21 protein-coding genes are annotated in these 23494 nt (G+C 64.4%); 12 read left to right on the plus strand and 9 right to left on the minus strand.

Annotated features, from left to right (window positions below; genetic code table 11):
* Window positions 1-141: 141 nt before the first annotated feature.
* The 3 genes from ABIB90_RS06185 (at window position 142) to ABIB90_RS06195 (ending at window position 2113) form a co-directional block, all read left to right on the plus strand.
* Window positions 142-273: a hypothetical protein gene (locus ABIB90_RS06185; RefSeq protein ID WP_007599743.1), complete on the plus strand. Its 132-nt coding sequence runs from the start codon at window positions 142-144 to the stop codon at window positions 271-273.
* Window positions 255-1022, plus strand: coding sequence for a hypothetical protein (locus tag ABIB90_RS06190; RefSeq protein ID WP_311985863.1), 768 nt, complete (start codon window positions 255-257; stop codon window positions 1020-1022). Before ABIB90_RS06185 ends, ABIB90_RS06190 begins: the two co-directional genes overlap by 19 nt.
* 83 nt (window positions 1023-1105) lie before the next feature.
* A complete protein-coding gene (locus tag ABIB90_RS06195) occupies window positions 1106-2113 on the plus strand; it encodes a DUF3592 domain-containing protein (protein ID WP_088941392.1) in 1008 nt (335 codons plus the stop codon).
* A 284-nt stretch (window positions 2114-2397) separates the two neighbouring features.
* Here ABIB90_RS06195 and ABIB90_RS06200 read toward each other — a convergent pair whose 3' ends face one another.
* On the minus strand, window positions 2398-3027 hold the full coding sequence (locus ABIB90_RS06200) for a glutathione S-transferase family protein (protein WP_035995420.1): 630 nt from the start codon (window positions 3025-3027) through the stop codon (window positions 2398-2400).
* Window positions 3028-3145: 118 nt separating this feature from the next.
* On the opposite strand from ABIB90_RS06200, the gene ABIB90_RS06205 reads away from it, so the two are divergent.
* On the plus strand, window positions 3146-3565 hold the full coding sequence (locus ABIB90_RS06205; RefSeq protein ID WP_354200439.1) for a DUF6636 domain-containing protein: 420 nt from the start codon (window positions 3146-3148) through the stop codon (window positions 3563-3565).
* 283 nt (window positions 3566-3848) lie between these two features.
* Here ABIB90_RS06205 and ABIB90_RS06210 read toward each other — a convergent pair whose 3' ends face one another.
* Together ABIB90_RS06210 and glpK are read right to left on the minus strand one after the other, a co-directional pair.
* Complete coding sequence (locus ABIB90_RS06210; protein ID WP_354200440.1) at window positions 3849-4454, minus strand: GNAT family N-acetyltransferase; 606 nt, start codon at window positions 4452-4454, stop codon at window positions 3849-3851.
* Window positions 4455-4720: 266 nt separating this feature from the next.
* Window positions 4721-6226 (minus strand): glycerol kinase GlpK, encoded by a 1506-nt coding sequence (glpK, locus tag ABIB90_RS06215; RefSeq protein WP_354200441.1) that lies wholly within the window; start codon window positions 6224-6226, stop codon window positions 4721-4723.
* A gap of 418 nt (window positions 6227-6644) precedes the next feature.
* Here glpK and ABIB90_RS06220 point away from each other — a divergent pair, with 418 nt between their 5' ends.
* Window positions 6645-8003 (plus strand): MBOAT family O-acyltransferase, encoded by a 1359-nt coding sequence (locus ABIB90_RS06220; RefSeq protein WP_354200442.1) that lies wholly within the window; start codon window positions 6645-6647, stop codon window positions 8001-8003.
* Window position 8004: 1 nt separating this feature from the next.
* The gene (locus ABIB90_RS06225; RefSeq protein WP_354200443.1) at window positions 8005-8898 is read left to right on the plus strand and encodes a hypothetical protein; all 894 of its coding nucleotides are present in this window, start codon (window positions 8005-8007) and stop codon (window positions 8896-8898) included.
* A gap of 14 nt (window positions 8899-8912) precedes the next feature.
* Here the strand turns inward: ABIB90_RS06225 and ABIB90_RS06230 are convergent, their stop codons facing one another.
* The 6 genes from ABIB90_RS06230 to ABIB90_RS06255 form a co-directional block, all read right to left on the minus strand.
* Entirely contained in the window at window positions 8913-9686 is a 774-nt protein-coding gene (locus ABIB90_RS06230; protein ID WP_007599725.1) for an SDR family NAD(P)-dependent oxidoreductase, read from the minus strand.
* Window positions 9687-9811: 125 nt separating this feature from the next.
* Window positions 9812-10954: a pimeloyl-CoA dehydrogenase small subunit gene (pimD, locus tag ABIB90_RS06235; protein WP_354200444.1), complete on the minus strand. Its 1143-nt coding sequence runs from the start codon at window positions 10952-10954 to the stop codon at window positions 9812-9814.
* A gap of 188 nt (window positions 10955-11142) precedes the next feature.
* On the minus strand, window positions 11143-12333 hold the full coding sequence (gene pimC / locus ABIB90_RS06240) for a pimeloyl-CoA dehydrogenase large subunit (protein ID WP_007599723.1): 1191 nt from the start codon (window positions 12331-12333) through the stop codon (window positions 11143-11145).
* A gap of 132 nt (window positions 12334-12465) precedes the next feature.
* Window positions 12466-13653, minus strand: a complete 1188-nt coding sequence (locus tag ABIB90_RS06245) for an acetyl-CoA C-acyltransferase (protein ID WP_354127154.1) — start codon at window positions 13651-13653, stop codon at window positions 12466-12468.
* The gene (gene pimA, locus ABIB90_RS06250; RefSeq protein WP_354200445.1) at window positions 13650-15344 is read right to left on the minus strand and encodes a dicarboxylate--CoA ligase PimA; all 1695 of its coding nucleotides are present in this window, start codon (window positions 15342-15344) and stop codon (window positions 13650-13652) included. The genes ABIB90_RS06245 and pimA overlap by 4 nt, the downstream gene beginning before the upstream one ends.
* 205 nt (window positions 15345-15549) lie before the next feature.
* Window positions 15550-17646, minus strand: a complete 2097-nt coding sequence (locus tag ABIB90_RS06255) for a 3-hydroxyacyl-CoA dehydrogenase NAD-binding domain-containing protein (RefSeq protein WP_354200446.1) — start codon at window positions 17644-17646, stop codon at window positions 15550-15552.
* Between the two features lie 128 nt (window positions 17647-17774).
* Between ABIB90_RS06255 and ABIB90_RS06260 the strand changes: the two genes are divergently transcribed.
* The 6 genes from ABIB90_RS06260 (at window position 17775) to ABIB90_RS06285 (ending at window position 23392) form a co-directional block, all read left to right on the plus strand.
* Window positions 17775-18641 carry an IclR family transcriptional regulator gene (locus ABIB90_RS06260; protein ID WP_007599713.1) on the plus strand — a complete coding sequence of 289 codons (867 nt, stop codon included), beginning with the start codon at window positions 17775-17777 and terminating at the stop codon, window positions 18639-18641.
* A gap of 66 nt (window positions 18642-18707) precedes the next feature.
* Entirely contained in the window at window positions 18708-19505 is a 798-nt protein-coding gene (locus tag ABIB90_RS06265; RefSeq protein ID WP_007599710.1) for an ABC transporter ATP-binding protein, read from the plus strand.
* Complete coding sequence (locus ABIB90_RS06270; RefSeq protein ID WP_007599709.1) at window positions 19502-20215, plus strand: ABC transporter ATP-binding protein; 714 nt, start codon at window positions 19502-19504, stop codon at window positions 20213-20215. Before ABIB90_RS06265 ends, ABIB90_RS06270 begins: the two co-directional genes overlap by 4 nt.
* A gap of 12 nt (window positions 20216-20227) precedes the next feature.
* Window positions 20228-21106: a branched-chain amino acid ABC transporter permease gene (locus ABIB90_RS06275; protein ID WP_007599708.1), complete on the plus strand. Its 879-nt coding sequence runs from the start codon at window positions 20228-20230 to the stop codon at window positions 21104-21106.
* 2 nt (window positions 21107-21108) lie between these two features.
* Entirely contained in the window at window positions 21109-22125 is a 1017-nt protein-coding gene (locus tag ABIB90_RS06280; RefSeq protein ID WP_007599707.1) for a branched-chain amino acid ABC transporter permease, read from the plus strand.
* Window positions 22126-22156: 31 nt separating this feature from the next.
* On the plus strand, window positions 22157-23392 hold the full coding sequence (locus tag ABIB90_RS06285) for an ABC transporter substrate-binding protein (protein ID WP_007599706.1): 1236 nt from the start codon (window positions 22157-22159) through the stop codon (window positions 23390-23392).
* The last annotated feature ends 102 nt before the right edge of the window (window positions 23393-23494 follow it).

The raw sequence follows: 23494 nt of genomic DNA on the forward strand, positions 1-23494 counted from the left end.
CGACGCAGCACATCGAACAGCTGCGAATGCGCCCTCGCAAGAATCGGCCGCTTGTGAACTCGTTCACTTGTCCGCTCAACCTTGGTTCGCTACTCTCTCGGCCTACTACCTTCAACCGACGATTTGCTTGGGATCGAACAAATGAAGCAGTTCATTGCACCGTTCCTCGCCGCGATCGCTCTCGTCGTGCTGCCCACGATTGCCGCGGCGGACTGTCCGAAAGGCTATGTGCCATGCGGCGAGAAAAATCAGTTGTGCTGCCCGGGAAAATAGCAAGCCGCAAATGGCTTTGGCTTGGTAGCGGAGTCTTCATCGCGATCGGCCTCGTGATGGTCGCGGTCTACGCCGGATTCCCGCGGAAGAAGCAGACGATCACGGCCATCCTCTCCGAGACCGGATATTTCGAGGTGGTGCCGCCAAGCACGTTCGGCGGCCCCGGCACGATCAACACCATCGAGTATCTGAGCAACGGCCGGCTGGAGCTGCATCCGACTTGTGATGTCGATCCAACGCTGCTGACCGGCAAGATCCAGAAATCGCGGACCGTCGACCGGGACCTGAAGCAGTCGCTCGAGAAGAGGCTCGACGTGTCGGCCCAGGTCAAGGACAAGCTGTCGGCCCTCGCCGGAATGCAGCAGGTCGAGGCCGTCAACCTCAAGCTCGAGAATGCCAGCATTCTGCTGATATCCGACGAGTCGCTGATCTCGGCCCGCAACGCCTTGCTGAAGGCCGAGTGTGAGGACGCGGTCACTCAGAACGTTTCGAGCGGCGGCGTCGTGTGCCAGACGCGGTCCGTGCTGGAGGCCGACGTCGTCTACGAAATCAAATATCACAACGCGATTTCGATGGAGGAGAGGGCCAAACTGACCTCCGAGATCGCGACGAAGCTCGATCTGGACGTCCATGAGGGGACGAACGACAAGGTCTCCGGCTCTCAATTGTTCTTTGGCATCAGACTGTCGCCCAATCCGATCGTGATGCACTCTGCCTCGGGCGAGATCAAGCCCTGCACGAGGAGATAGGATCGGCGCCGCACCCCTGCCATGAACGCAACCCGCGTTCGCTGCGACCAATGGCGGTCGCCGCCGAAGCGCAGGGGAATCGGATGCTGAACGCCCAACAATTGATGTGGACACAGATTGCCGCCGGCATCGCCGTGCTGCTGTTTGGATTGACGCTGTTCAACCTGGTCCGCATGCGCGGCCGGATGGTGGCCGCGCGGAGCTGGGACAAGGTGGAGGGCATCATCACGGTCTCCCGAGTCGACCAGCCGGCGGCGCATTCCTCGGACGATCGGAACGACGCCAAGCCCATCATCCGCTATCGCTATCAGGCCGGCGGCCAGGAGCTGGAAAGCGACAAGATCTTTGTCGGCGGCCCCGTCATCACGACGAGGGTCTTGGCCGCAAAACTGACCGGACGCTATCCGGTCGGCGCCCATGTCGAGGTCCATGTCGATCCGAAGCAACCGACCGAGGCGCTGCTGGAGCCCGCCGCCGCGCAGAACGTCGCGGCGCTGGTGGCGTTCACGTTGGTGTTCGGAATTATCGCCGCCACCCTGACCGCGCATTCGTTCGCAGGCCACGTGCTCTACGCCGACAAGGGCGTCCCGCTATTCGCGTTCGCGGTGCCGATCATCGTGCTCGTGGGCGGGGTGTTCTTCGCCGCCGATTATGTCCGGACGCGCCGGCTGGCGAGCGCCAGCCTGCGCTGGCCGACCGCGTCGGGCAGGGTCATCCATTGCGACGTGATCGAGGAAATCATCGAAGAGAAGACCGAGCACGACAATCGACCGACGACATCAAAGCTCGTCCACCGCTATCAGGTCGACCTGCGCTACGCCTACAGGGTCGGCAAGCGCGACTTCATCGGCACCGAAGTCGATTGGAACGGCACCATGATCTCCGGCCTGCGCGAGGTCGCCGAAGAGGGCGCGGCGAAATATCGGCCCGGGAAGAGCGTCCAGGTCTATTACGATCCGGACCAGCCGGGACAGGCCGTGCTGGAGCCGGCACGCCGGGAGGGCGCGCTGGGGCCGCTGATCGGTGCCGCGGTCTGCGCGGTCGTCGGCGGCCTTTTCCTGATGATCCTGATCAAGGTCGGGTTCGCGTAGCGGCGCTTCTCCGTTCGCCTCTCCCCTCTGGCTGAAGGACAAACGGATATGACGTCTCGGCGGCGCTTGAGCGAGCGCCTCGTCCTTCGAGACGGCCGCTTCGCGGCCTCCTCAGGATGAGGCTCAGCTGCATCCATCCGCGTGAAGTGCTGCCGCATACGCATCCCTCATCCTGAGGGCCCGCCGCAGGCGGGCGTCTCGAAGGATGGCCGCAGCCGAGCTTCCAGCCATATGCTTCTTCATATGCGATGGCCCTACCGCCCGCGGGAGAGATTGAAAGAGCCTCACCCCTTCGGCGGTGCCAGCGGTTGCACGATCTCCCGGAACGGCGCCAGCGCCTCGCAAGCGTCGGCATGCGCCGATAGCGACGGATAGCGCGATGGCTCGAACAGAAGCGGGTGCGCCTCACGGGTGAAGCGGACGACGCAGGCGACCACAACGTCGGCGTGGCCGATACGATCGCCCAGCCAGTATGGCGTGGTCACCCTGGCGCGCTCGGCCTCCAGCGCTTTCAGCACGTCCGCGATCTGCGCCTGGCAACGCTCGACCCACAGCGCAAGCTGCTCCTTCCGCAACACGCGCTCGTAGAGCAGGCTGACCGCCTTGTCGCCGAGGCCGGACGCGAGCGCGCAGATGCGCAAATGACGCCGGCGCTCGGCGCCGGAGCGCGGCAGCATCGCCTTCTCCGGCCCTACCAATTCGTCGAGATAATCGAGGATGACCGTGCTCTCGATCAGCGCCTCGCCATCATCGAGCACCAGCGTCGGCACGCGTCGCAGCGGATTGTAGGGCGCGATCTTGTCGGCATCGCCGAAGGTCGACCACGGCTTGTGCTCGAAGGCGAGGCCGTAAAGCCGCAGCGCGATCGCGACGCGGCGGACGAAGGGGGAATCGTATTGGCCGATCAGGAACATGGTTTGGCAGCCTTTGTCATTGCCGCACTTGACCCGGCAATCCATCTCTTCTCAGATTAGGAAGCGATGGATGCCCGGATCAAGTCCGGGCATGGCAGAGCTGGGCGCAGGAGCATGCATGACGCAACGACTTGCAACGGTCGCACTCGGGCTCTCCCTGCTGGCCGCGAGCCTCGCCCACGCGCAGGACCGTCCGATCGGCTTTCAGACGCCGTCGAAAAACATCGCCTGCCAGTTCTTCACTGACAATGGTCAAGGCGTGCTCCGCTGCGACATCATGAACCTGGAGACGCGGCCGCGCCGTCCCGCCGATTGCGAGCTCGAATGGGGCAACGCCTTCGAGATGAGTGCGAAAGGCAGCGCAGGCCGCATCTGCGCCGGCGATACCATCATGGACCCGTCATTGCCGGTGCTGTCCTATGGCGAGGTCTGGCAGCGCGCGGGGTTTACGTGCCGGTCGGAGCCGACGGGGCTGACGTGCTTCAATGCGATGCAGCGAGGGTTTTCGTTGGCACGGGCAGAGCAGAAGGTGTTTTGAGCGTGTAGCCCGCATGGAGCGGAGCGGAATGCGGGGACGCTGTCCCGGATTTCGCTCCGCTCCATCCGGGCTACGCTTCCGAGGCTTGATTGCTTGCGTCGCGTCAACTTGGGAGCGCGTAGCCCGAATGAAACGCGACGACAGCGCCACACTCCGTCGTTGCGAGCGCGGCGAAGCAATCCAGCCACCGATTTAGGGGAGGCTCAGTATCTTTCCACGGAAACAGTCTGGATTGCTTCGTCGCAAGGGCTCCTCGCAATGACGGCGGGGAGGCAGCTGCGCACTATTCGATGATCGGCACATGCTTGGCCGCGGTCCGTGGCGCGGTGCCATCGAGGCGCGGGTCGTCGGCGATCTCGATCTGGCGGCGGAACGGGCGGAAGCCCGAGCGCTGGTAGAACGCGACGGCCGACGGATGATCGAAGGTGCAGGTGTGCACCCAGACGCGGGACAGGTCGCGTGACCATGCGAGCTCAAGCGCGCGGTTCATCATAAAACGGGCGGCACCGCTCCCGATCAGTTTCGCGGTGACACCGAAATACACGAGCTCGCACTGGCCGGCCTCGCGAAAGTCCAGCTCCAGCAGGCCTTCATCGTGGCCGTCCACGACAAGCCCATAGACCTCGACGCCCGGTGCGTGGATGATTGCGGCGAGCTCGGCGTCGTTCATGCGCGCCCGCGAAAACCACAACCACTCCTCGCCAACGCGACGATGGAGGTCGCGATACCAATGAAGCGCGGGGGTATCGACCTTGCGCAGGGTCCAAAGACCTGATGGAGCGCCCGGCGGATCGGCGCGGCGCGCAGGGCGCGCGGTCATCTCGAGATGGGTGACGACGGCAACGATCTTGCCGGCGGGGATGTCGGAATAGCCGTCGGGGAGGATCATGGGATGCGTCCCGTTGAAGCTGAGCGCCGGCCACACATTCCGGGTCGTCCTGGCGAAAGCCAGGACCCATTACCACAGCTGGTCGCCGTTGCGGCAGGCTGGGGCCGACAGCGGTCCAAGGCAACTTAGCACGGTGGTTATGGGTCCTGGCTTTCGCCAGGACGACGGCGGAGTTTGTGGATACGCCTCGTTCATCGCGGCGTCAGGGTAATCGCTTCCAGAGAACCCCGGATTTCACTGCGCTCCATCCGGGCTACGAGATCGGCCTAACCCTCGCCCTCGTCGCTCGCGAGCACGCCCTTCACCGCCCTCGCCCAGCCCGCCAGCTTCCGCTCGCGCGTCGCCTGGCTCATGTTCGGCTTGAAGCGATGCTCGAGGCGCCAGTTGTCGGCGAACTTGGTCGGTTCGGGATAGACGCCGGCCTCGAGACCCGCGAGATAGGCGGCGCCCAGTGCCGTCGTCTCCTGGATCAGGGGGCGATCGACCGGCGCGTCGAGCAGGTCGGCGAGGCGCTGCATGGTCCAGTCGGATGCGGTCATGCCCCCATCGACGCGGAGGACCACGCTCGCCACCTCCGAGCTCGGCCAGTCGGCCCGCATCGCGGCCCAGAGGTCGAAGGTCTGGTAGCAGACGCTTTCCAGAGCGGCGTGGGCAAGCTCGGCCGGGCCGGTGTTGCGGGTGAGGCCGAACAGCGCGCCGCGCACGCGCGGATTCCAGTACGGCGCGCCCATGCCGACGAAGGCCGGGACGAGATAGACGCTCTGCATCGAATCCGATTGATCGGCGAGAGGTCCGGTCTCGGCGGCGTGCTTGATGATGCCGAGGCCGTCGCGCAGCCACTGCACCGCGCTACCTGCGACGAAGATCGAGCCTTCGAGCGCGTAGGTGCGTTTGCCACCGAGCTGGTAGGCGATGGTGGTGAGCAGCTTGTTCTTCGAGGCCACGGGCGTGGTGCCGGTGTTGAGCAGGGCGAAGCAGCCGGTGCCGTAGGTGGATTTCATCATGCCCGGACGGAAGCAGGCCTGGCCGATGGTCGCGGCCTGCTGGTCGCCGGCGATGCCGGAGATCGCAATCGCGCCGCCGAACAGATCCGGCGTGCTCTCGCCGAAGCGGGCTGAGGAATCCTTTACCTCGGGCAGCATCGAGCGCGGCACGCCGATGATCTCCAAGAGCTCGTCGTCCCACTGCCCGGTGTGGATGTTAAACAGCAGCGTGCGCGAGGCGTTGGTGGCGTCGGTGGCATGCACCTTGCCGCCGGTGAGGCGCCACAGCAGATAGCAATCGACGGTGCCGAACATCAATTCGCCGCGCGCGGCACGCGCCCGCGCGCCGGGGACGTGGTCGAGAATCCAGGCGACCTTGGTGCCGGAGAAATAGGGATCGATGATCAGGCCGGTCTTCTGCGAGATCACGGGCTCTCGGCCGTCGGCTTTCAGTCTCGCGCAGATGTCGGCGGTGCGGCGGTCCTGCCAGACGATGGCGCGATGCACGGCCTGCCCGGTGGCGCGATCCCACACCACGGTCGTCTCGCGCTGGTTGGTGATGCCGATCGCGGCGATGTCCTTTGCACTGATGCCGGCCTGCGCGATCGCCTCGCGGCAGACCGTCATGGTCGAGGTCCAGATGTCCTCCGGCTCGTGCTCGACCCAGCCCGAGGCGGGGAAATGCTGCGGAAACTCGGCCTGCGCCTTTGCCGCAATGGAAATGTCGCCGCGAAACACGATCGCGCGCGAGGAGGTGGTGCCCTGGTCGATGGCGAGGACGAAAGACATGGCGGCTTGCCCTTGGCGTGTTCCCGTGAGGAGGGGTTGTTGTGTTGGGGCAGAGAAAACGGGATTGCCGGCAGCAGGTCAAGGCGCGGGCGTTGATCCTCCCCTGGGGGGTGCGGCGGCATCGGCAGTGCGCTCCCTCCCCCGCTTGCGGGGGAGGGCTGGGGTGAGGGCTGTCTCCGCAATAGGATTGTCGAGAATTGCGGAGGGAATCCCCAAGGGGTGAGAGCCCTCACCCGCCGCGCGCGGACGATGCTTCGCATCGCCCGGGGCGCGTCGGCCTCTCCCGCAAGCGGGAGAGGCGGAGCAAGCGGCGCGGTCCTTTTGAATTTCATATGCCACTGCCCTGGAGCGGGGGAGGACACCGGACTAGGACAGAGAATGCGAAAATGCTACATGCCGGGCGGGCAGATGGGGCGGCATGACCTTCACTTCTTTTCAGTTCGGCGTCTTCGTCGCGATCGTGTTCGGCGTCTATTACCTGCCTTCACTGCGCAGCTTCCAGGTCCCGCTGCTCGTCCTTGCAAGCGTGTTCTTCTATGGCTTCGGGCAGCCCGAGCTGCTGCCGCTGCTGCTCGTCGCGGTGCTCGGCACCCATCTCTGCCTCGCGCTTGCGTTTGATAACCGAACTTTCTGGATGCCGGCCGGCATCGTCTTCAATCTCGGCCTGCTGGCGTTCTTCAAATACAAGTTCCTGTTCGTTGACGCCGCCGCGGCCCATCTGACCGGCTCCGCGCCGATCGACTTCCTGCTGCGGCTGCCGCTGCCGATCGGCATCTCGTTCTTCGTGTTCCACAACATCAGCCTGCTGGTCGACCTGACGCGCGAGAAGCGCACCGTGCGCTTGCGCGAGGTGTTCCTCTACATCATCTTCTTTCCGCAGCTGGTGTCCGGGCCGATCACGCGTGCGGCCCAGTTCATGCCGCAGATCGTTCCCAAGCGGCTCGGCGACGTTGCCTTCGTCGAGGCCGCGAAGTGGATTCTGGTCGGCTATTTCTTCAAGCTGTATGTGGCGAACAATCTCAACGAGATGACGTCCTATATGGACTTCCCGCTCTACGAGACGCTGCGCACGCAGGATCGCTGGCTGCTGGTGTTCCTCTACAGCTACCAGATCTACGCCGACTTCTTCGGCTATTCGGCGATCGCGCTCGGCCTCGGCCTATTGTTCGGCTATCGCCTGCCCGTGAACTTCAACCTGCCCTACATCTCGATTTCATTCTCGGAGTTCTGGACGCGTTGGCACATCTCGTTGTCGAGCTGGCTCAGGACCTATTTGTACATTCCGCTCGGCGGCAACCGTCATGGACCGGCACGAACCTGTCTCAACCTGATGATCGTGATGACGCTTGGCGGTCTCTGGCATGGTGCAAGCCTGAGCTACGCGCTGTGGGGGATGGCGCACGGGTTTCTGCTCGTGATCGAACGACCGTTCCTGAAGCTGCTGGGCGATCGAAGCCCCGCGGTGCGGGTGATCCGGATGGGCGTCGTGTTCTTCTGCGTCACGATGCTCTGGATCTTCTTCAAGCTGCCGAACTTCGACCACGCGCTCAGCTATCTCAAGGGAATGTTCATGGCGACGGACGCGCCCAATCCGCCAAAACTGTTCACCAATCTGGCTTTGCTTTACGCCTTGCCTGTTATCATCCAGCATGCGGGCATCGGCGCGCTCATCGAAGGCCGGTTGCGGCGATGGGAGCCGTATCTCTACGGCGCGCTCGCGGCGCTCGCCTGTCTCGAGGCGGGGCCCGACAGCACTTTCATCTACTTCCAGTTCTGACATGCAGCAGGATTTTTCGCTTTCATGGCTGATCAAGTGCGCGGTGGCGGCAGCCGCGCTGCTGCTGGCCTGCGCCTTCACCACGGCGCGCATCGGCTCGGCCCTGCAGCAGCCGGCGGTCACGACCCGCGGCGGCAGCCTCGTCAGTCTCAACCGCTATGTGCGGGATCCCACGCCTGATATCGTGCTGGTCGGCAGCTCGGTCGCCTGGCGCCTCAAGGAGGAGTATTTCTCGCCGCCGCGCGTCCGCAATCTTTCGCTGGCGGGCGGCTCACCGGTGACGGGTCTCGAGATCGTCGCGAACCGACCGACCCCGCCGAAGATCGTGCTGATCGAGACGAATGTCCTGACGCGCGAGCCGGATAGCGCGCTGATCGAGAAATTTTCCGGCGGCGCGCGTACCGAAGCGCTGCTGCTGCGCCCGGTGCGAACAGCGGTCGCGGGCTATGAAAGCTGGAAACACGGTGAACCCGATCCCGCCCGGGCGCGCGCCGAGCGGGATCGCCTGCTCAGCCAGCCGCCGGGCACGTTCGACAACAAGGTCTATCTCGACCGCGCGCTGGAGCAGATGAACGAAGCTGACCCGACCGTGCCGGTACGCGCGAATGTGGTCCGCGTCAGACAGCTCATCGAGGAACTGCAGCGGCGCGGCACCCGCGTGTTTCTGATTCACGTTCCGTTTGCGCCGGAGATCGAAGGCTCGCGCATGGTCCGGATCACCAACGAGATCGTCGACGAAGCCTTCCCGGATCGCGCGCTTTGGCTGCCGATCGATCCGCCGCGACGCGAGCTGCGTTGGGACGACGGCGTGCATCTCGACGAACGTTCGGCCCTGATCGTCGTACGCGCCATCGAGAGCGCCATCGAACGCACCTTGGCCGAGCGCCGCCCGTAGCGGAGGAGCGGCGGCTACGGCGCCGCCGTGGTCACGCCGCCGTCGATGACGATGGTCTGTCCGGTCATGAAGCTCGAAGCATCCGAGGCGAGGTAGGCCACCGCGCCTGCGATTTCGTCGGGTTCGCCGATGCGGCGCAGCGGGGTGGTGGCGGTGCGGCGCTTTAGATTTGCTTCGTCTTCCCACAGCGCGCGGGCAAAGTCGGTCTTGACGAGGCCGGGCGCGATGCAGTTGACGCGGACGCCTTTCGGGCCCCATTCGCCGGCGAGCGAACGACACAGCGCGAAGTCAGCGGCTTTCGAGATGCCGTAGGCGCCGATCACGGTCGAACCGCGCAGGCCCCCGATCGAGGAGATGATGACGACGGAGCCGTTGCCGCGCTCGGCCATCTGCGGGATCGCCAGCGCGGAGAGCCAGATGTTGCTCTTGACGTTCGAGCCCATGATCTTGTCGAAGGCTTCGTCGGTGATGTCGAGCAGCGGGCCGTAATACGGGTTGACGGCGGCGTTGCAGACGAGGATGTCGATCTTGCCGTAGTGCTTGATCGTGCCCGCGATCAGCGCCTCGACCTCTTGCTTGCGCGCGATGTTGCAGGGAATGACGGTTGCCTCGCCGCCGGCCGCCTTGATGCCGTCGGCGACGTCCTGGCAGGCATCGGCCTTGCGCGAGGAGACCACGACTTTGGCGCCGAGCTTTGCGAGCAGTTCGGCGGAAGAGCGGCCAATGCCGCGGCTGGAGCCGGTGACCACGGCGACCTTGCCGGTGAGATCGAACGGGGTGTTTTTCATTGTTGTTGCTCCGTTGAGGCCGCGTACTCCGTCATTGCGAGGAGCGTAGCGACGAAGCAATCCAGACCGTCTCCGCGGAAAGACTCTGGATTGCTTCGCTTCGCTCGCAATGACGGTGGAGAGCCCTAGATCAACCCGCCACCATCCGCCACGCGGCGCTGATGGTAGTCGGTGTCGCCGAACGAGTTCTCGATCATGGTCAGGCGCTTGAAGTAATGGCCGATCTTCGCCTCCATGGTCATGCCGATGCCGCCGTGGAGCTGGATCGCCTGCTGCCCCACGAACTTCAGCGACTTGCCGATCTGCACCTTGGCCGCGGCAACGGCGTTGCTGCGCTCCTTGGCGTCCTCGAAATCAGCAGCCATGGTCGCGAACATCGACATCGATCGCGCCTGCTCGGTGGCGACGAACATGTCGGAGGCGCGGTGCTGCAGCGACTGAAACGAGCCGATCGCGACACCGAACTGCTTGCGCGTCTTGATGTACTCGACCGTGGTCTTGAGCGATTCGTCCATCAGGCCGACCGCTTCGGCGCAGAGCGCGATGCGGGCTTCGTCGACCACACGCTCGATCAGCGCGAGCGAATCGTCGGGATTGCCGAGCGCCGCGTCGGCACCGACCTCGACGCCGGTGAAGGTGATGTCGGCGGCGTGCAGGCCGTCCTGGGTCGGATACGACTTCTTGGCGACGCCCTTGGCGTTGGCCGGCACCAGGAACACGCCGATGCCGCTCTTGTCGCGGCGCTCGCCCCTGGTGCGCGCGGTCACGATGAGGGTGTCTGCGTTCTCGCCGTTGAGCACGACGAACTTCTCGCCGTCGATGACCCAACCATCACCCCTCTTCTTCGCCGTCGTGGTGACGTCGAAGAGATCGTAGCGCGAGTTCTTCTCAAGCTGGGCAAAGGCGAGCGTCTTGCTGCCGTCGACGATGCTGGGCACATGCGCGGCCTTCTGCCCATCGCTGCCCGCATGGCGCAGGAAGCCGCCGCCGATCACGACGGTTGCGAGATAAGGCTCGAGCACCAGCGCCTTGCCGAGCGCTTCCATCACGATCATGGTCTCGACGCCGCCGCCGCCGAAGCCGCCATCGGCCTCCGCGAAGGGCAGACCGAGCAGGCCCTGCTCGGCGAGCTTGCCCCAGACGGTCCGGCTCCAGCCGCCCTTCTCCTTCATGTACTTCTTGCGGCTCTCGAAATCGTAGGAATCGGTCAAGAGGCCGTCGATGCTTTCCTTGAGAAGCCGCTGCTCCTCGTTCAGATCAAAATCCATGTTTCTCTCCAAATCGGCCGGAATTGCCGTGCCGTCGCCTCACTCTCAGACGTCATCCCCGCCTTGTGCGCAATTGCGCACTGGAGCGGGGATCCAGTAAACGCAGCCGTCCGCTTGTACTCACGACCGCCGCGGCGTACTGGGTCCCCCGCCTTCGCGGGGGACGACACCGTCCTGTATTCAATCGATCACAGCCCCAGCACCGCCTTGGCGATGATGTTGCGCTGGATCTCGTTGGAGCCGCCGTAGATCGAGACCTTGCGGTTGTTGAAGTAGCTCGGCGCGATCTGGGCGGTCCAGTCCATGGCTTCGTTCGAGCCGTCGTCGCCGTGCACGTCGTAGGGCGCTGCGAACGGGCCGATCACTTCCATCAGCAGCTCGGTGGTGGTCTGCTGGATCTCGGAGCCCTTGATCTTCAGCACCGAGGAAGCCGGATTGGGCTTGCCCTTGCCGTGCTTGCCTTCGTCGGCGACGACGCGGAGCTGCGTCAGCTCGAGCGCCTTCAGCTCGATCTCGCAGGCCGCGAGCTTGTCGCGGAAGGCCGCGTCCTGGATGATCGGCTTGCCGCCGGATTCGACCTTGCCGGCGAGGTCGCGGATGCGGCGCAGCCGCTCCTTGGAGACGCCGACGCGGGCGATGCCGGTGCGCTCATTGCCGAGCAGGAATTTCGCGTAGTCCCAGCCCTTGTTCTCCTCGCCGATCAGGTTCTCGTAGGGCACTTCGACGTCGTCGAAGAAGACCTCGTTAACCTCGGCGCCGCCGTCGATGGTCTGGATCGGACGCACGGTGACGCCCTTCGACTTCATCGAGAACACGATGAAGGAGATGCCCATCTGCTTCTTGGCGGACGGGTCGGTGCGGCAGAGGCAGAAGATCATGTCGGCGTGCTGGGCGAGCGTGGTCCAGGTCTTCTGGCCGTTGATGATCCACTTGTCGCCCTTGCGCTCGGCCTTCGTCTTCAGCGAGGCGAGGTCGGAGCCGGAGCCGGGCTCGGAGAAACCCTGGCACCACCAATCGTCGACATTGGCGATGCGGGGCAGATACCGCTTCTTCTGCTCTTCATTGCCGAAGGTGTAGATCACGGGACCGACCATGCTGACGCCGAAGGCGAGCGGCTGCGGCGCCGGATAGGACTGCAGCTCCTCGTTGAAGATGTAGTGCTGCACGGAGGTCCAGCCGGTGCCGCCATATTGCTTGGGCCAGTGGCTGACGCCCCAACCCTTCTTGTTGAGGATGCGCCACCACGTCACCATCTCGTCCTTCGAGAGGTGGCGGCCCTCGACCAGCTTGCGCCGGGTATCCGGCGGCACGTTGTCGCGGAAGAATGACCGCACTTCCTCGCGAAACGCCTGCTCTTCTTTCGTGAATGCGAGATCCATCGGATCCTCCTGTTTCCTCGTCGTCCTGGCGAAAGCCAGGACCCATTACTACCGGCCTTCGTTATGCGAAGGCTGTCTGAGCACCACACTCCGGCTGCGGAGTATGGGTCCTGGCTTTCGCCAGGACGACGGCTACTGCAACACCTCAAAAAGCCCCGCCGCGCCCATGCCGCCGCCGACGCACATGGTGACGACCGCGTACTTCGCCTTGCGGCGGCGGCCTTCGATCAGAGCGTGGCCGGTGAGGCGCGCGCCCGACATGCCGTAGGGATGGCCGACCGCAATCGCGCCACCGTCGACGTTGATCTTGTCGGGGTCGATGCCGAGCTTGTCGCGGCAATACAGCACCTGCACCGCGAAGGCTTCGTTGAGCTCCCACAGGCCGATGTCGTCGACGGTGAGGCCATGACGCTTGAGCAGGCGCGGCACCGCGAACACCGGGCCGATGCCCATCTCGTCCGGCTCGCAGCCGGCGGAGACGAAGCCGCGGAAGATGCCGAGCGGGTTCAGCCCGCGCTTCGCCGCTTCCTTGTCGCTCATGATCACGCTCGCGCTGGCGCCGTCCGAAAGCTGGCTGGCATTGCCGGCGGTGACCGAAAATCCCTCGCCGCGCACGGCCTTGAGGCCGGCGAGACCTTCAGCGGTGGTCTCGGGGCGCGGGCCCTCGTCCTGCGAGAGCGTGACGTCCTTGAACGAGACTGCACCGGTCGCCTTGTCGGTCACCGCCATCCTGGTGGTGATCGGCGCGAGTTCGTCCCTGAACTTGCCGCCCTGCTGGGCCGCGGCCGTGCGGCGCTGGCTCTCCAGCGAATATTCGTCCTGCTTCTCGCGCGAGATGCCGTAGCGCTTGGCGACGATCTCCGCCGTGTCGATCATGGGCATGTAGACCTCGCCCTTGATCTCGAGCAGCGCCGGGTCCTGCGCGTGGAAGCCATTCATCTTGTCGTTCTGCACCAGCGAGATGGACTCGCCGCCACCGCCGACCGCGATTTCGACGCCGTCGAAGATCACCGAACGTGCGGCGAGCGCGATCGCCTGCAGGCCCGAGGCGCATTGCCGGTCGATGGTGGTGCCGGCGACGGTAACCGGCAGGCCGGCACGGAGCAGCGCCTTGCGCGCGATGTTGCCGCCGGTAGCGCCCTGCTGGAGCGCTGCGCCCATCACGACGTCCTCGACCTCCTTGGGGTCGACCTTGGCGCGCGCGACGGCCTCGCCGATGGCGTGGCCGAGCAGCGTTGCGCCCTCGGTGGCGTTGAGCGCGCCGCGATAGGCCTTCCCGATCGGGGTGCGGGCGGTGGAAACGATGACGGCGTCGGTCAAGAGCGATCTCCTGATGCAAGTCGGGTGACAAGTTGGGCGGATTGTGATGGTTTCTGCTGCTGGCGCAACTCATGGCGCGACAGCTTTCCGACCGGCGTGCGCGGCAGATCGTCGACGAATTCGACCTCCGCCGGCAATTCGTGCCTGCCGAGCTTGCCGGCGAGCTGCGCGCGCAGCTCGTCGAGCGAGAACGGCTTTGCGCCGGGCCTGAGCTTGATGAAGGCTTTTGCGGCCTCGCCGCGATACGAGTCGGGAATGCCGAGCACGATCACCTCGTGCACGCCTGGTAGGGTGTAGATCGCCTGCTCGATCATTTGCGGATAAACGTTGAAGCCGCCGGAGATGATCATGTCCTTCTTGCGGTCGACCAGGAAGAAATAGCCGTCGCTATCGACATAGCCGATGTCGCCGGTGACGAAGCGGCCGTCGACGAAGGCCTCCGCGGATCCCTCGGGCTTGTTCCAGTAGCCCATGGTGACGTTCGGGCCCTTGATGCGGATCTCGCCGACTTCGCCCGGCGGCAGCACTTTTGTGGGATCTTCCAGGGAAACGACGTCGAGTTCGATGCCGGGCAGCATCAGGCCGATCGAGCCCGGCTTGTCAGGGCCTGTGGGCGGATGGCCGGTGCCGGGCGAGCAGGTCTCGGTCATGCCCCAGCCGCTCTTGAGCTTCTTGCCGACCTTGCGCTCGAAGAAACTCGCAATCTCCACCGGCAGCGGCGCGCCGCCGGAGCCAATGGTGCTGAGCGAGGAGAAGTCGCGCTTGTCGAGATCCGGGAGCGCTGCAATCGCGATCCACATCGTCGGCACGCCTGGGAAATAGGTCGCGCGCTTGACCTCGATGTCGCGCATCACGGCTTCGACATCGAAGCGCTGATGCAGCGAGATCAGATAGCCGCGGCGGAGCGAGCACAGCAGCACGAGGCTCAGCGCATAGATGTGGAACAGCGGCAGCACGCCGATCACGCGCTCGACCACGTCGCCACGCGCGGCTCGGGACGGCTTGCCCCAGATGTCGAAGATCGACACCGCCGAGGTGAGATTGCCGTGCGTCAGCATGGCGCCCTTGGGCAGGCCGGTGGTGCCGCCGGTATATTGCAGCAGCGCGACATCGTCGGCGCTCACTTGCGGCCACTCTGCCGGCGCAGTGGCGCCCTCGACAAAGGCCCTGAAGGTGACGATGCGGGGATCATCGGGGATCGGTGCCTGCGGCGTGCCGACCCTGCCCCAACTGTCCTCCTCGCAGACGATCAGGCGGTCGATCAGGCCCTTGTCCAGGAATTTCAGCGCGGTCGGCAGCAGCGCCGCGAGGTTGGTGGTGACGAGCAGGCGCGAACCGGAATCGGAGATCTTGTGGGTCAGCGCGATCTCGCCGTCGAGCGGTGAGAGATGCGCGACACGGGCGCCGGCCTTCAGCGCGCCGAAGAAATTGACGGGGTGGTCCGGCGTATTGCCGAGGAACAGGGCGATGGAAGCATTCTTGCCGCAACCGGCGCGCAGGAACGCGGCAGCCGCACGCTCCGCCATCGCGGCGAGTTCGGTGTAGGTGATCGGACGATCCCGGAATTCCAGCGCGGTGCGCGGTCCGTACTCTGCGGCGGCTTTTGCCAGCAGGTCAGGCAACGGGCCCTGGACGATGGTCTCGTCCCAGCGCACGCCCTCGGGATAAAACTGTTCGCCGGGATGGGTCATCAACGATCAATGCTCTGCAAACGTAAGGCGGGTACGGACAGACGGGCTCCCTTCCCCCTTGTGGGGAAGGGTTGGGGAAGGGGGTGCCACGAACTCGGACCTCGCCCGGGGCTACCCCCCTCCCTGACCCTCCCCCACAAGGGGGGAGGGAACGGAGAGAGCGTTGCCCTGGCGAAGGTGTTCGCGGTCACCGAGCCCAATCCAATCACGCCGCCTTTGATGTCGCGGCCAATGACGCAAAGGTCTTGCCTTCGGCCGCGAGCTTCTTCAGCAGCGGCGCGGGCTCGAGGCTGGGGTCGTTGGTCTCCTTGGCATAGAAAGAGAGACGATCGGCGATGTGCTTGAGGCCGACGGTGTCGGCCCAGAACATCGGGCCGCCGCGGTAGATCGGCCAGCCGTAGCCATAGAGCCAGACCACGTCGATATCGGACGGGCGCGCGGCAATGCCTTCTTCCAGGATCTTTGCGCCCTCGTTGATCATCGGATACATCATGCGCTCGAGGATCTCGTCGTCGCTGACGACGCGCTTCTTGCGGCCCAAACGAAGCAGCGTCTCGTCGATCAGCTTCTCGACTTCCGGATCCGGCAGCGCCGAACGGGAGCCGGCTTCGTATTTGTAATAGCCCTTGCCGGTCTTCTGGCCGAAGCGCCCGGCTTCACAGAGCGCATCCGCGATCTCCGATTTGATGCCGCGGTCCTTGCGCGAGCGCCAGCCGATGTCGAGGCCGGCGAGGTCGCCCATGGCGAACGGCCCCATCGGCATGCCGAACTTCGTCACGACGGCGTCGACCTGCTGCGGAAGCGCGCCTTCGAACAGCAGTTTCTCCGACTGCTTGCCGCGCTGGGCCAGCATGCGGTTGCCGACAAAGCCGTCGCAGACACCGACCACGGCCGGCACCTTTGCGATTTTGCGTGCGATCGAGACAGCCGTGACGAGGGCATCGGGCGCGGTCTTGTCGGCGCGCACGATCTCGCACAGTTTCATGACGTTGGCGGGCGAGAAGAAGTGCATGCCGAGCACGTCCTGCGGCCGCTTGGTCGACTTCGCGATCTCGTCGATGTTCAGGTACGAGGTGTTGGAGGCGAGCACGGCGCCCGGCTTAACGTACTGGTCGAGCTTGCCGAACACTTCCTTCTTCACCGCCATGGTCTCGAACACGGCTTCGATGACGAGGTCGGCGTCGCCGACGTTCTCGATGCCCACGACGCCGTTGATCAGCGCCATGCGCTTGGCGGGCGCGTCCGCCGGGATGCCGCCGCGCGCCGCGGTCGCTTCCCAGTTCTTCTGCATGATGCCCATGCCGCGCTTGAGCTGCTCCTCGCCGGTCTCGATCAGAGTGACGGGAACGCCGGCATTGGCAAAGGACATCGCGATGCCGCCGCCCATCGTACCGGCGCCGAGGATGGCGACGCGGTTCACGGGCCGCGGCTTGGTCCCCTCAGGAACGCCGGCGATCTTGCTGGCCTCGCGCTCGGCGAAGAAGGCATAACGCTGCGCCTTGGACTGATCGCTGGCGACGAGCTTCAGGAAGCCCTCGCGCTCCTTCTTCAGCCCTTCATCGAATGGCAGGTCGATGGCGTAGCCGACGGCGTCGGCCGCCGCGAACGGCGCTTCCAGGCCGCGTGACTTCTTGGTCATGGCCGCGACCGCATTGGTGAAGATCGAGCGGTCGGCCTTGGCCGCCGCGATCTTGGAGTCGTCGTCACGCAGGCGGCGCAGCGGACGCTTTTCAGCCAGCAGCTTTCGTACGAAGGCTTCGCCTCCGGCGGCCGGGCCCTCGACGATCTCCTCGATCAGACCGTTCTTCAGCGCTTCCGCAGCGCCGATCGGATCACCGCCGACGATCATCTTGACCGCGAGCTCCGGTCCGACTGCGCGCGGCAGGCGCTGAGTGCCACCGGCGCCCGGCAGCAGGCCGAGCTTCACCTCGGGCAGGCCGAGCTTGGCTTCCTTCACCGCAACGCGGAAATGACAGGCGAGCGCGACCTCGAGGCCGCCGCCGAGCGCGGTGCCGTGGATCGCGGCAACGACCGGCTTCGGTGAATTCTCGATCTCGGAAAGCACGTCGTTGAGGGCGGGCGGCTTCGGCGGCTTGCCGAATTCGGTGATGTCGGCGCCTGCGATGAAGGTACGGCCGGCGCAGGTCAGCACGATGCCCTTGATTGCGGGATCGGCGACCGCGGCCTTGATGCATTCCAGAATTCCGCCGCGAACCGCGGCGCTCAGCGCGTTGACCGGAGGGCTGTCGACCGTGACGATCCCGACTTCGTCATGACGCTCAAGCTTGACCACTTCGCTCACGGTGTCCCTCCTTGGTGGGGTAACTTTTGTTCAATTTCGCACTGCGGAATTTAATTCCGCATCTTGACGGCAGGGTTATTTTGAAGCACGTGGCTTGTCAACGACTCCGCGCAAGAAGCAGATCAGGGATGAAGCGTACAGGAAAGAAGACAGCGACCGATCGGAATTTCGTCGTCGCGCTTTCCCGCGGGCTAGACGTATTGCGCGCATTCCAGCCCAGCGACGGACTTCTTGGCAATCAGGAAATCGCGGCCCGTACCAATTTGCCCAAACCGACCGTTTCGCGGCTGACCTATACGTTGACGAAGCTCGGCTATCTGACGCCGGTTCCCCGCTTCGAGAAATATCAGCTTGCGCCGGCCGCGATGGCGCTCGGCTACGCCGCGTTGTCCAATCTCGGCGTTCGGCATTTGTCCGAACCGTTCCGCGAGGAAATGATGCGCGCGACCGGCGGAGCCGTTGCCGTCGGCGGCCGCGACCGTCACAGCATGATCTATTTCGGGCAAAGCCGCGGCAGCGAGACGGTCGGCGTTCAACTTGACGTCGGCTCCCGCGTGCCGATTGCAACCAGCGCGATGGGCCGCGCCTATTTTTGGGCGCTCGAGGAAAACGATCGGGCGGAACTGTCTCGTGTCTTGCGCGAACATTACGGCAGCCGCTGGCCCAAGATGCGCGACGGTTTGGAACGCTCCGGCGAGACGGTCGCGAAATACGGATTTGCGATTTCGGTCGGCGACTGGCACGACGATATCGGCGCCGCCGGCGTCGCGCTCAGGCTCAACGACGGAACCGGTCCTTACGCATTCAATTGCGGCGCGCCGGCATTCCGCTTCACGGAAGAGCGTTTGATCAACGACATTGGACCGCGTCTGCTTGCGATGGTAAGGAACATCGAAGCGGCACTTGGGGGTCTGATGCCGCATTCCAAAAAAGACGTCAGCAAAAAGCTGAAATCAGGAGGGAAAGTTGCGCGTGTGGCCGAGGGGATCAGATAGCCTTTGTCGTCATCGGGAGCGGTTCACATCGCCCCTTCGCTCACTGAACACAGTGGGCGAGACGAGATGACGCAGGCACAACTCGCGCAGGGGACATCGCCCCTGCTCGCGGTTCGCGACGTCAGCGTCGTGTTCGGCGGCATCGTCGCGCTCAACGGCGTGTCCTTTGACATGCACAAGGGCCAGATCCTCGGCTTGATCGGCCCTAACGGCGCCGGCAAGACCACGCTCTTCAACTGCCTCTCGCGGCTGTACCAGCCGTCGTCCGGCGACATCCTGATGGAGGGCGCGAGCATCCTGACGCGCCCGCCGCACCGGATCGCGGAGATCGGCATCGGCCGCACTTTCCAGAACGTGGCGCTGTTTCCGAATTTGTCGGTGATGGACAATGTCCGCGTCGGCACCCATGCCCGCACCTCCAGCGACATCATCAGCGACTCGCTGCGGCTGGCCTGGGTTCGCCGCAGCGAGAGCGACGTCAACAAGAAGGTGCATGAGATCCTCGCCTATCTCGACCTCGAGGACGTCGCCCACACCGTCGTGTCGGGCCTGCCGTTCGGCACGCAGAAGCGCGTCGAGCTGGCGCGCGCGCTCGCTGCCGATCCGAAGATCCTGCTGCTCGACGAGCCCGCCGGCGGCCTCAACCACGAGGAAGTCTACGTGCTCGGCGACCTCATCCGCCGCATCCGCGACGAACGCCATATGACCGTGCTGCTGGTCGAGCATCACATGGGCCTCGTGATGTCGATCGCCGACCACGTCGTCGCGCTGAATTTCGGCAAGAAGCTCGCGGAAGGCACGCCGGCCCAGGTGCAGGCGGATCCCGACGTCATCAAGGCCTATCTCGGGAGCAAGGACCAATGACGACGCTCCTCAACGTCAAGGACCTGCGCGCCTATTACGGCCAGGTCCAGGCGCTCCACGGCCTGTCCTTCTCGCTCAGCGAGGGATCGCTGACCACGCTGCTGGGGGCCAACGGCGCCGGCAAGACCACCACGCTGCGCGCGATCTGCAACATGGTGCGCTCGACCGGCGGCATCGAGTTCGACGGCAAGCCGCTGAACAACCGCTCCACCGAAAGCATCGTGCGGTTCGGCATCGCCCATGTGCCGCAGGGCCGCGGCACCTTCACCACCATGACGGTGGAGGAAAACCTCCAGCTCGGCGCCATCACCCGCAAGGACAGCGCCGGCATCGTCTCCGACATCGAGCGCATGTATGCGCATTTCCCGGTGCTCAAGCAGCGGCATACGCAGCAGGCCGGCACGCTCTCGGGCGGCGAGCAGCAGATGCTCGCGGTCGCCCGCGCCCTCATGCTGCGGCCGCGGCTGATGCTGCTGGACGAGCCCTCGTTCGGACTGGCGCCGCTAGTCGTGCGCGACCTGTTCGGCATCCTCGGCAAGATCAACCGCGAGGACAAGGTGTCGATCCTGGTGGTCGAGCAGAACGCCCAGCTCGCGCTCGAGCTCGCCGACCAGGCCTATGTGATCGAGACCGGGCGCATCGTGATGTCGGGCAACGCCAAGGACATCGCGAACAACGAAGAAATCCGCAAATCCTACCTGGGTTACTGAGGAGCCGGCACGATGGAGCTGTTCACCAACCAAGTGCTGGCCGGCATCGCCACGGGCGCGATCTACGCCTGCATGGCGCTCGCCGTGGTCATGATCTATCAGGCGATCGACCATCTCAACTTCGCTCAGGGCGAGATGGCGATGTTCTCGACCTTCATCTCCTGGCAGCTGATGCAATGGGGCATCCCCTATTGGGCCGCCTTCGTGATCACGCTGGCATTGTCCTTTGTCGGCGGCATCGCGATCGAGCGCATCCTGTTCAAGCCGCTCGCCAAGGCGCCGGTGCTGACCAACGTCGCCGGCTTCATCGCGCTGTTCGCGATCATCAACTCCTCGGCAGGCCTGATCTGGGACTTCACCATCAAGCAGTATCCGACCCCGTTCGGCTCCTCGCCGTTCCTCGGTAGCCAGCTGATCTCGACCCACCAGGCCGGCATGATCGGCGTCACCGTGCTGCTGCTGCTCGGCCTCTACTTCTTCTTCCAGTACACCAAGATCGGCCTCGCCATGCGCGCGGCCGCCTCCGTGCCTGAATCGGCGCGGCTGGTCGGCATCAACACGAGCTGGATGATTGCGCTGGGCTGGGGCATGGCGTCCGCGATCGGTGCGATCGCCGGCATGCTGATCGCACCGGTCGTGTTCCTCGAGCCCAACATGATGGGCGGCGTGCTGATCTACGGCTTCGCTGCGGCGGTGCTCGGCGGATTGACCAGCCCGTTCGGCGCCGTGGTCGGCGGCTTCCTGGTCGGCGTCTTCGAAAACCTCGCCGGCACCTACATTCCCGGCGTCGGCAACGAGCTGAAGCTTCCGATCGCGCTCGCGCTGATCATTTCCGTCCTGGTCGTCAAACCCGCTGGCCTGTTCGGCCGGCAAATTGTCAAGCGAGTTTGATCATGAGCGCTGCAGAAGACGTCGTCACGGAAGCCCCGGCCGTCGAGGCGGTTCCGAAGCGGGCGATGACGCTGGGCACGGGCACCTCCCTGCTAGTGCTGGCGGTGCTGTTGATCGTGCCGATGTTCGTGAAGAACTTCATCATCTTCCAGATGACGATGCTCCTGATCTACGGGCTCGCGGTGCTGGCCTTGAACATTCTGACGGGCGGCTCCGGCCAGTTCTCGCTCGGCCAGAGCGCCTTCTATGCCGTGGGCGCTTATACGTCGGCGGTGCTGATGGAGTACTTCAACGTCAACTATGCGCTGACAATTCCGGTTTCCGCCGCGGTCTGCTTCGCCTTCGGCTACCTGTTCGGCAAGCCGGCGCTGCGGCTGTCGGGCGTCTATCTCGCGCTCGCGACCTTTGCGCTTGCCACCGCGATGCCGCAGCTACTGAAGCTGAACTTCCTCGAGCACTGGACGGGCGGCGTGCAGGGCCTCGTCGTCACCAAGCCCGACGCGCCGTTCGGGTTGCCGATGTCGCAGGACACCTGGCTCTACTACTTCTCGCTCGCGGTCGTGCTCGCGATCTACATCTTCTCGGTGAACCTGCTGCGCTCCCGCTCGGGCCGCGCCTTCATGGCGATCCGCGACAACGAGATCGCGGCCTCCTCGATGGGCGTCAACGTCGCACTGTACAAGACACTGGCCTTCGGCGTGTCCGCCGGCATCACCGGCGTTGCCGGCTCGCTTGGCGCCATCGCCGTGCAGTTCGTCGCGCCCGACAGCTACACGATCACGCTCGCGATCTCGCTGTTCCTCGGCATGGTCGTCGGTGGCGTCGGCTGGCTGCCCGGCTCGTTCGTCGGCGCAGCCTTCATCATCTTCGTGCCGAACATGGCGGAGGGCATCTCCAAGGGCCTCTCCGGCGCCGTATTCGGCGTACTCCTGTTCGCCGTCATCTACCTGGTGCCGCACGGCGCGAGGCAGATCGCGATCATGGGCCAGCAACTCGTCGGCCGGCTCAGAAAGAACTGACAACCCGTTGATTAAGCCAAGGAGACCCGAATTGTTTTTTGAAAGAACACTGCGAACCGCTGCGCTGGTAACGGCAACGGCGGTCATCACTCTCACCTCCGGCGCCGCTTTTGCCCAGAAAAAATACGACACCGGCGCGTCCGATACCGAGATCAAGATCGGCAACATCATGCCGTACAGCGGTCCGGCGTCGGCCTATGGCATCATCGGCAAGACCGAAGAAGCCTATTTCAAGATGATCAACGACAAGGGCGGCATCAACGGCCGCAAGATCAACTTCGTCACCTATGACGACGGCTATTCGCCGCCAAAGGCCGTGGAGCAGGTCCGCAAGCTGGTCGAGAGCGACGAAGTGATCGTCGTGTTCAACCCGCTCGGCACGCCCTCGAACAGCGCGATCCAGAAGTATTTGAACGCCAAGAAGATCCCGCAGCTGTTCGTCGCCACCGGCGCCACCAAGTGGAACGACCCGAAGAACTTCCCCTGGACCATGGGCTGGCAGCCCTCCTACCAGAGCGAAGCGCAGATCTACGCGAAATGGCTGTTGAAGGAAAAGCCCGACGCCAAGATCGCGATCCTCTATCAGAACGACGATTTCGGCAAAGACTACCTCAAGGGCACCAAGGACGGCTTGGGCGCCAAGGGCGCGTCCATGATCATCATGGAAGAAAGCTACGAGGTGTCCGAGCCCTCGATCGACGGTCACATCGTCAAGATTAAGGCGGCCAATCCCGACGTGCTCCTGATCTACGCGACGCCGAAGTTCGCGGCCCAGACCATCAAGAAGACCGCGGAGCTGAGCTGGAAGCCGCTGCAGATCCTCACCAACGTGTCGATCTCGGTCGGCAGCGTGATGAAGCCGGCCGGCTTCGAGGCCTCACAGGGCGTGCTGTCGGCGGCCTATGCCAAGGACTCCACGGACCCGCAGTGGGCCAACGACCCCGGCATGAAGAAGTGGAACGAGTTCGTCGACAAGTACATGCCGGGTGCCGACAAGTCCGACACCAGCATGGTCTATGGCTACGGCGCAGCGTCGACGCTGGCCAAGGTCCTGGAGATGTGCGGCGACGATCTGACCCGGGCCAACATCATGAAGCAGGCGGCCTCGTTGAAGGATTTCGCACCGGACACCTTGCTGCCCGGCGTCAAGATCAACACCGGCCCCACCGACTTCGCCCCGATCGCGCAGCTCCAGATGCAGCGCTTCAAGGGCGAGAAGTGGGAACTCTTCGGCGAAATCATCAGCGGCGACATCGCCACCGAGTGACGCTCTGACGCAATAGTCCGACACCTCGAGAAGCCCCCGCGAACGATCGCGGGGGCTTTTTGTTGACGTCCCGCATCAATCTTGTTCAATGCGGCGGCGATC

This window comes from Bradyrhizobium sp. JR4.1 (assembly GCF_040548605.1).
Classification (GTDB): domain Bacteria; phylum Pseudomonadota; class Alphaproteobacteria; order Rhizobiales; family Xanthobacteraceae; genus Bradyrhizobium; species Bradyrhizobium canariense.